This window comes from Ferrovibrio sp. (assembly GCF_035304305.1).
Lineage (GTDB): Bacteria > Pseudomonadota > Alphaproteobacteria > Ferrovibrionales > Ferrovibrionaceae > Ferrovibrio.
The window spans coordinates 26,599-34,727 of sequence record NZ_DATGQG010000009.1 but is presented as its reverse complement, the minus strand read 5'-3'; the positions used below and the strand labels follow the sequence as shown (position 1 = coordinate 34,727).

Here is an 8,129-nt window from a genome sequence, read left to right as displayed (position 1 = left end):
GCGCCGCCAGCACCGGATGGCCGCCGATGCTGCCGTGATCGCTCTCCTGCCCGCCCGAGAAGGCATAGAAAATCGTCTCGTGCAGCATCACCTCGTCGCCCGTCACGCCGGCCACCGTGGTGTCGAGCGTGGTGCGGTAGGGGTCCTGCCAGAAAAGCTTGCGCGTCATTTATGGTCGGCGCCGACGGCGTCTTTCAGGCTGCGGAAGCCGTCGCGCTTCAGCAGCGCGGCGAGCTCGCGGCGGATGCGGGTGACAAGGCCCGGCCCCTCATAGACCAGCGCCGAGTAGAGCTGCACGACATCGGCGCCGGCGCGGATGCGCGCATAGGCATCGGCACCCGACGCGATACCGCCGACGCCGATCAGGGTCAGCTTCCCGCCGACCTGGCGGTAGAGTTCGCGCAGCACCTCGGTGGCGCGCTCGCGCAGAGGCGCGCCCGAGAGGCCGCCGGTCTCGCCGGCATGGCGGCTGCGCAGGGACGCCGGCCGCGCGATGGTCGTGTTGGTCGCCACGATGCCGTCGAGTCTGTGGTCGAGCGCGAGCTGCGCCACGTCGCGGATATCCTCGTCGGCCAGATCGGGCGCGATCTTCACCAGCAAAGGCGTCTTCAGTTTCCCGTGCAAAGGCTGCAGCCGGCCGAGCAGGGCGGAGAGTTCCTCGCGGCCCTGCAGGTTGCGCAGGCCCGGCGTGTTGGGCGAGGACACATTCACCACGCAGAAATCCACCAGCGGCGCCAGCCGCTCGTAGAGGATCGCGTAATCGCCGGGACGGTCGGGCGAGTCCTTGTTGGCGCCGAGATTGGCGCCGACGACGCCAAGGCGCGCGCGGCGCTGCAGCCGCTGCGCCATCACCTCGAGGCCCTCGTTGTTGAAGCCCATGCGGTTGACGATGGCGCGGTCTTCCTCGAGCCGGAACAGGCGCGGCTGCGGATTGCCCGGCTGCGGCTTCGGCGTCACGCCGCCGACCTCGACGAAGCCGAAGCCGAGCCGCAGCATGGCATCGGGCACCAGGGCGTTCTTGTCGAAGCCGGCCGCCAGCCCCACCGGGTTGCCCAGCGCCCTGCCGAACAGAGTCGTCGCCAGCACCGGATCGTCGACATGGCCGGAGGCCGGCACGAGGCCGGTCTGCAGCAGATTCAGCGTGAGTTTGTGCGCGGCTTCGGCATCGAGCTGGCGGATGAAGGGCCAGGCGAAGGTCCTGTAGAGGCTCATCACGTCAGCTCCGGGAAGACATGGCGCCCGCTCGCCTCGTCCAGCGGCAGGTCGTCCACGCGATGCACGGCGCCGACGGGCAGCGAACCGTAGAGATGCGGAAAGAGATCGTCGTTGCGCGACTTTTCCCATTTCAGCGGAGCCTGCAGCGCAGCCGTGTCGACATGCAGCAGCAGCAGATCGCGCAGGCCGGCATAATGCTTCGCCGCGGTCTCGGCCGCCTGGGCGGCGGTGGAGAAATGGATGAAGCCGTCGCGGATGTCATGCGCCGTGCCGGTGAAGGCGCCGGCGGCCTGTGCGGCCGCCCAGTCGGCGCGGCGGATGATGCGGTAGATGATGGTCATGGCGAGCGGGATAGCATGAAGTGCGGGTCGCATAAACGGTCGCCGTCCACACCGTCACCCTCGGCTGGCGCCGAGGGTGACGGTTGACGTGAAGGCCATGCACGGCGTCACCTTGCCCGCCCCGAGGCCTTGTCCAGGCTGCGCAGGCCGGCCATGCCGAGCATGGCGAGCACCAGTTCGAACAGGCTGTCGGTCTGGATCGCCGGCGGCTGCAGGTCCGGCCACCACAGCGCGGCGGCCCAGAGGAAGAGCGGATGGCCGAGATAGGACCAGCCGACGCCGATCGCGCAGAGCCAGCCCACCGCCGGGCGCCAGCCGGCGACAAAGACCGAGCGGTGCGCCGCCTCGATCCTGTTGAGCTCGACCTGCAGCTCGGCGGGATGATTCTTCAGCTTCTCCAGCACGGCCTGGGCCTGCAGCCGCTCCTCGTCGGAGGTGAAGAGCCGGTCGAAGAGGTTGCCGATCGCCTCCAGCGGCGTGGCGACGTTGGCCGAGAGCAGTCGGTGCAGCATGGCGCGGCTCCTCAGGGGATGTCGTTGTAGAAGGCATGGCGCCCGATCACCACGCAGGGCGCGCGGCCCCGCGCCCAGGACGGCGCCACCTCGACCGCGTGGTAATGGGTCGACCCATGGGTGATGTCGGGCAGGCTGCCGGCCAGCGCGCGGGCGGCGATCTCCAGCGCCAGCGCAAAGGCGGCGTCCGAGGGCTGCACGCGCAGAAGCTTCGGCCGGTTCGGATCGCCGGCCAGCCAGCAGGAGAACTGCCGCGGGCGCAGGCAGACCTCCGTCACCGAGCGGCCCCACCAGCCCGGCCGGGCCGCGCGGTTGAGGATGACACTGGCGACGGCATGCATGCCATGCCTCCCCTCGCCGCGCGCCTCGCCCCAGAGCGTGCGCGCCAGCGTGTCCAGCGCCAGCGACTGGTCGGCGAAGGCGGATGCCCGCCGCGGCAGGTCCAGCGCGGTCATGGCCGCACCCGCGGGGAAACCGGCAAGGGCGCGTCGAGCTTGGCCTCGATGCGCAGCAGATGCTCGGTCAGGCGGTTCTCGACATCCTTCAGGTAGCCCATTGAGGCATAGCTCTGGGCGACCTCGAGCTTGTAATCGGCCAGCGCGCCGCGCGTGGCTGCGATCGCGGCGCGATGCTCGACCTGCATCTGCGTCATGACATGCTCCAGCCGATCGCGCTGATGCTGGGTGAGCCAGAACAGGCCGGCGAGCGCCGGCAGTTCGACGGCGCTGAGCCACCACATCAGGTCGACGGCAATCGTGGTCGTGTTCATGGCCTTACTCCTTTGCTGCTGTACGCACTCACACTTCGAACTGCGTGTCTGCGACATGCGGTATGCCGGAGCCGCGCCAGTCGCGGCGGTGTTCCCGCCGGCCGGCGAGACGGCTGCCCCAGTTGCTGCCGATGCGCACCGGCTCGCTGAGCAGGCAGCCGGCCACCGCATCCAGACCGTCGTCGCGCTGCCGGCCGCGCTCCGGCCCCGGCCGCCATTCGCGCATCTCGGTGAGAAACCGCGTCTGCTTCACGCTGTCATGCATGTGCAGCACGCCGGCGGCGAGCCGCGCGTCGAAGGCCTCCAGGATGCGCACCGCCTTCGGCTTGCGGCTGACTTCCTCGATCACGCCGGTGCTGTCGCCGCTTTCGGCGATCGCGCGGCGCAGCAGGCCGGGCAGGAAGCGGCCCAGCCCGTTGGTCTCGACGCGGATGGCGGGCAGATGCAGCCGGGCGGCGAAGTCCGCGGCGCGGCGGCAGAGCTGCATGGCGGGATCGGTGGCCTCGCGCTCGTCCTGCTGCAGCCATTCGATGGCATGCAGCCAGGCATGGCCCTCGGCATCGCTGAAGACGGCGGCGATGACGCTGCCGTCGCCCTTGCGCGGCGAACCGTAGGCGGGATCCCACCAGCAGCTGGCCGAGACCATGCGGCGCCCGCCGATCATCAGCCGCAGATCGCCGCCGCTCAGCTCCTCCACGCGGATGTCGTCGCCATAGGGAATGAGGCGTGCGGGATCGAGCCGGCCATCCTCGGCCGAGGTCGGCGTCAGCAGCATCTGGGACGCGTAGCGCGCCGGGCCGGTGCGCCGGCGGATCTGCGCCAGCCGTTCCGGCGTGAAGCGCTCGGGCCAGCGGCTGTTGCCATCGGCATCGGTGACCGGCAGTTCGAGGCGGTGGAAGCCGGCGAGAAACGCCTCGCTCTCGCCGGCCTCCTCGCGCGGCTCGGCCGCGTAGATCGAATAGTAGGAATGCGGCGTGCCGATATAGAGCTGGGTGCCGTCGGGCACCAGCACGTAGTCGATCTCGGCCAGCCGGGCGCGCAGTTCCTCGCGCTTCTGCACCGTCTCGCAGGTGGCCGGCACCTCGACATCGTCGCAGATCACCACATCGGCGCGGCAGCCGGTGATGTTGCCGCTCAGGCCCCGCGCCAGCATGGAGGGATCGCGCCATTCCGCCCGGCGCGCCACGGTGAAGCGGTCGGCCGCCCACTGGTCGCGGCGGATCGGGCGCAGGCCCGCGGTCAGCGGATGGCGCTCGATGATGCGCTTGACGTTGCGCACCAGCTTGCGCGCCAGTGCCTCGTCGGCCGACAGCACGAGGATGCGCAGGCCCGGATCGCGCAGCAGCAGCCAGGCGGCGAAGAGGCCGACCAGGGTCGACTTGCCGGCATCGCGGAAGACCAGCAGCAGCAATTCGCGCCGGCCCTCGAGCCAGGCGGATTCCAGCCATGCAAGGATCTCGGCATGCAGCGGCGGATAGCGCAGATGCTGGCGGCGGTACCAGATCTGCACGAAATCGGGCAGCGACACGCTCTGCGCCAGATGCGCGGCCAGAACCGGACGGGCAACGAAATCAGACATGGTCGCGCGCATCCTCGATCATGGCCTGCAGTTCCGGCGCGTCGATCTCGTCGGGCGCGGCGGCACCCGCGCGGCCGGTTCCGTCGTCGAGCAGCGCCTTCCGCAGCGCCGTGATATGGCCGAGGATCGTGCGGCCGGCGGTCTGGCATTGCGTCATGGCACGGTTGTCGTCGGTGCCGGGCTCGACCTCATGGCCGTCATAGACATCGGTGAGCCGCGAGAGCTTGCGCTTGGCGACCGCGCGGAAGCGTTCCAGCAGATGGCGGAGCTGGGTATCGACGATGTCGCTCATGCGGCGATCTCCCTGTCATGGGCCGGCGCGATGCCGGCGCGGAACGCATCGGCGCGGGCGATGCAGTCGGCGGCGCTGTCGCCGTAGGTGATGAAGGAGGGCGCGGCGGCGGCCTTGTCGAAGCCCTGCGCCGCCGGCGCGATCACCGCCTCGTGGACGAGATCGATGGCGATGGCCGGCGCGGGCGGCGGATCGAAGACCAGCGGCCGGTCGAACAGCAGCGCGCAGAGCAGGCGGTAATGCGCCTGCGGCAGCGCGGCATCCGCCATCCAGCTCCAGCCGGTGGAAAGCCGCAGGTTGATGTCGGTGAGATGGCGGCGGCCCCGGCGCCCGCGCAGCAGCTGCAGATGCAGCAGGCCGCGTCCCCAGCGCTGCCGCTTCAGGCGCGGCAGCCGCCGGCGCAGGAGGCGCGCGGCGGCGGGATGATAGACCGCGCGGCGCCAGCGGCGGCAGGCGCCGCCATCCTCATCGGGCTCGAACACCGCCTCGCAGGACCCGAAGACCACGGCCTGGCTTCCGGTGAGCAGGAGGCCCGCGCCTTCGCTGCGGCTGCCGTCCAGCGCCTGCTGCAGCATGATGGGACCGAGCGGGCCCGGCGCGCGCTGGGCGGCGAAGAAGCGCGCCGTCAGATCCTCGCGGTGCAGCCAGTCGAGCAGCGCCGCGCCGTCTGCGAAGCAGCGATAGCCCCAGGGCTCCGGCGACCAGGCGCCGGAGGCGCGGGTCGGCTTGGCTATGACGGGGCCGCGATAGCGCCAGGCGCGGATGTCATCGGGCGTCCGTGGCACCAGCTGCGGCAGCGGCATCAGCCCGAGCAGGCGGCTGACATAAGGCACGCCGAGGGACTTGTCGCCAAGCAGCGCGATGGTCTCCGGCGCGAAGCCGCCGGTATCGTGGCGCGCGTTGAGCCGCGCGGCGGCCGGTGCCAGCGCATCGCTGCAGGCCAGCGCGAAGCGCATGCCAGGGCCGGGATCGCCGATGCGCTCGGGGCGATCGGCAACGACGATGCGCGGCGTCAGGCTGAGCCGGCGCGCGGCTGCCGCGAAGGCGTCTGCCTTGTCGCGGCTTTCGCGGCTGGGCGCAGCCAGCAGAAGCAGCTGGTCCCTCATGCCGCGGCCTCCAGGCTTTCCGGTGCGATCACGGTCAGGCGCCCGGGCAATCCGTCGCGCCGCGCCGGCCCCTCGATCTCGACCAGCACCAGACGCGTCAGCCAGTAGAGCGCGGCGGCGAAGACGGCGAGATTGTGCCAGTAGCTGTTGTCGCAGGCCTGGCGCCAGAGTTCGTCCTCGAGGAACAGACAGGCACCCTGGCAGAGCGGCAGCAGCGGGCAGCGCACGCATTCCGCCCGCCCCGACCAGTGATGCGCGGTATCGACGCGGATCTCTTCGAAGGCCTCGACATGGCCGATGCGGTGCCGCGTGTCGGAGGATGTGTTCTGGCAGGTCAGCGCATGGCCTTTGAGATCGACGGCGAGCCGCGCCGGATTGTCCATGCCGCATTTCTGGCCGAGGCTGTCGACCGGCCGGCCCTCGGCGATCTGACGGAACAGGCCGGTGATCTTGCCGCGGATGGTGCTGACCGCCATGGCGGGGCCGCGCACCGTCTCCCAGAAGACGTTTTCCATGTAGCGCCGCGCCTCGGCCTCGTCGCGCAGGCTGAGGCGCAGGCCGCCGGCATCGTAGGGCAGCAGGATTTCCTCGGTCGCCAGCGGCACCGCGTCGACGGGAATCTCCAGCTTCTCCGCGATATGCCGGCGCACGGCCTGCAGCGACATGTTGGCGCGATGCAGCACGGTGTTGAAGCTGATCCGTCCCTCCGGCGCCAGGCGATCGAAGGCGAGCCGGATCGCGGCGCGCTTCGCCGGATCCTCCAGCGGATCGGGTCCGCGGTACTTCATCGCCAGGCCGTCATGGCTGAGCCCGATGCCGAAGCCGAGGCGATGGAGCCAGTCGACCTTCTCCGCATCGAGCAGCGCGCCGTTGGTGACCAGGCCGAAGCGCGCCTGCGGATAGCGCGCCCGCAGCGCCTCGGCGAGCGGCTTCAGGGTCTTCCAGTAGACGAAAGGCTCGCCGCCCCAGAATTCGATGCGCTCCGGCGCATGCTGCAGCCAGCGCGGCAGGCCGTCGAGGAAGGCGGCGAGGTCGCGGTGATCGCCCTGGCTGTCATGGGGCTGATGCGCCTGGCTGCAGTAGCTGCAGGCATAGTTGCATTTCAGCCCGAGCTGGATCTTCAGCACGCGCAGGCGGCGCGACTTGCCGGCCGGCGTCTGCGGCGAAACCGGAAAGGCCGGCGCGAAATCCTGCGCCGGGCCATAGGCCATGCCGACCGCGGCGAGATCGAACGGCGTGCCGTCCTCCCAGACCAGGCGCGATTGCTGCGGCTGCCAGAAGGCGATGCGGCGATGGCCCTGCGGGCCGGCGAGCGTGAGGCGATAGCGGGGCGACATGCGGCGTCTCCTCACACGACCGTGACGATCTTCTCGGCGGCGCCGCTGAAATGGCGCCAGCCGACCTTCAGCTTGATCGTCTCGCCGGCCTCGAGCCCGAGCGCGGTGAGACCGACCATCGCGCTGCCATCCGCGATATACACCTGGCGCTGCGCCAGATAGCCGGCGCTGGCCTCGAGATAGATGCGCGGGCTGCTATCGGTGATCAGCGCACCGGTGTTGCGCTCGAACAGCTCGACCGTGAAAGCCGCCGACTGGCCGACGGCGATGGTGTCGGGGCCGAGCAGCCGCAGGCTCGGCAGCAGGGCCTTCACGCCGAACACCGCTTCCATGTCGTAGCTGCCCCAGCCGATGCTGACCGGCGGCATGTCGTAGGGCGACGCGAGATTGTGCACGCAGCCCAGCGCGCCGTTGTATTTCAGGATGATGCTGCAGCTCTCGAAACTCTCGCCGGCGAACGGCACGCAGAGGATCATCAGGTTGGTTTCCTGCCGCGCGGTGAGCAGCAGCTGGCGATGCGCCTTGCTGTCGGTGGTTTCGACATAGCGGTTGAACGGCACCTGCAGGCTGCCGTCGCGGCGGGCGTTGAACAGCCAGAAGCCGTAATCCGACCAGGCGCCCGAGCCGGTAATCGCTGGATCGATGACGAAGCCGGTCTGGCTGACCGGCTTGACGAAGAGGTTGCTGCTGCGGCTGCCGGGACGGATCAGGCCGCCCAGTGCCTGCAGCGGCACCCAGAGATCGCGGCCCGAGCGCGTCGTGCCGAGCGGATCGGGTTCGACCTCGAACGGCGCGGCATGGGGCGCGAGTTTCTCGGCCGCCTCGTCCTCCGGCATCACGTTGGCGAGCGGCGCGTCGGCGCTGAGCCGCCAGGTCCGCAGGGTGATGCGCGCATCGTCGACCCTGGCCTCGACGATGAAGGGCAGGTCGAGTCCCGACCACAGGAAGTTGCGGCGCGGCAGGCTGGCGCTCATGGGA

Annotated in this window: 10 protein-coding genes; all 10 read right to left on the bottom strand. The window is 70.2% G+C overall.

Features of this window, described 5'->3' with window-relative positions; translation table 11 throughout:
- Positions 1-165: 165 nt before the first annotated feature.
- Positions 166-1,212: a quinone-dependent dihydroorotate dehydrogenase gene (locus VKZ87_RS01095; RefSeq protein ID WP_324219386.1), complete on the bottom strand. Its 1,047-nt coding sequence runs from the start codon at positions 1,210-1,212 to the stop codon at positions 166-168.
- Positions 1,212-1,556, bottom strand: a complete 345-nt coding sequence (locus tag VKZ87_RS01090) for a DUF952 domain-containing protein (protein ID WP_324219385.1) — start codon at positions 1,554-1,556, stop codon at positions 1,212-1,214. The genes VKZ87_RS01095 and VKZ87_RS01090 overlap by 1 nt, the downstream gene beginning before the upstream one ends.
- A gap of 107 nt (positions 1,557-1,663) precedes the next feature.
- Positions 1,664-2,068, bottom strand: a complete 405-nt coding sequence (locus VKZ87_RS01085) for a 3TM-type holin (RefSeq protein WP_324219384.1) — start codon at positions 2,066-2,068, stop codon at positions 1,664-1,666.
- 11 nt (positions 2,069-2,079) lie between these two features.
- Entirely contained in the window at positions 2,080-2,523 is a 444-nt protein-coding gene (locus VKZ87_RS01080; RefSeq protein WP_324219383.1) for a cell wall hydrolase, read from the bottom strand.
- A complete protein-coding gene (locus VKZ87_RS01075; RefSeq protein WP_324219382.1) occupies positions 2,520-2,837 on the bottom strand; it encodes a hypothetical protein in 318 nt (105 codons plus the stop codon). Before VKZ87_RS01075 ends, VKZ87_RS01080 begins: the two co-directional genes overlap by 4 nt.
- Positions 2,838-2,865: 28 nt before the next feature.
- Positions 2,866-4,416 (bottom strand): phage terminase large subunit, encoded by a 1,551-nt coding sequence (gene terL / locus VKZ87_RS01070; protein ID WP_324219381.1) that lies wholly within the window; start codon positions 4,414-4,416, stop codon positions 2,866-2,868.
- Positions 4,409-4,708 carry a hypothetical protein gene (locus VKZ87_RS01065; protein ID WP_324219380.1) on the bottom strand — a complete coding sequence of 100 codons (300 nt, stop codon included), beginning with the start codon at positions 4,706-4,708 and terminating at the stop codon, positions 4,409-4,411. The genes terL and VKZ87_RS01065 overlap by 8 nt, the downstream gene beginning before the upstream one ends.
- On the bottom strand, positions 4,705-5,814 hold the full coding sequence (locus VKZ87_RS01060) for a hypothetical protein (RefSeq protein ID WP_324219379.1): 1,110 nt from the start codon (positions 5,812-5,814) through the stop codon (positions 4,705-4,707). Before VKZ87_RS01060 ends, VKZ87_RS01065 begins: the two co-directional genes overlap by 4 nt.
- A complete protein-coding gene (locus VKZ87_RS01055; RefSeq protein ID WP_324219378.1) occupies positions 5,811-7,151 on the bottom strand; it encodes a radical SAM/SPASM domain-containing protein in 1,341 nt (446 codons plus the stop codon). Before VKZ87_RS01055 ends, VKZ87_RS01060 begins: the two co-directional genes overlap by 4 nt.
- 11 nt (positions 7,152-7,162) lie before the next feature.
- Positions 7,163-8,125 (bottom strand): hypothetical protein, encoded by a 963-nt coding sequence (locus VKZ87_RS01050; RefSeq protein ID WP_324219377.1) that lies wholly within the window; start codon positions 8,123-8,125, stop codon positions 7,163-7,165.
- Positions 8,126-8,129 lie beyond the last annotated feature (4 nt).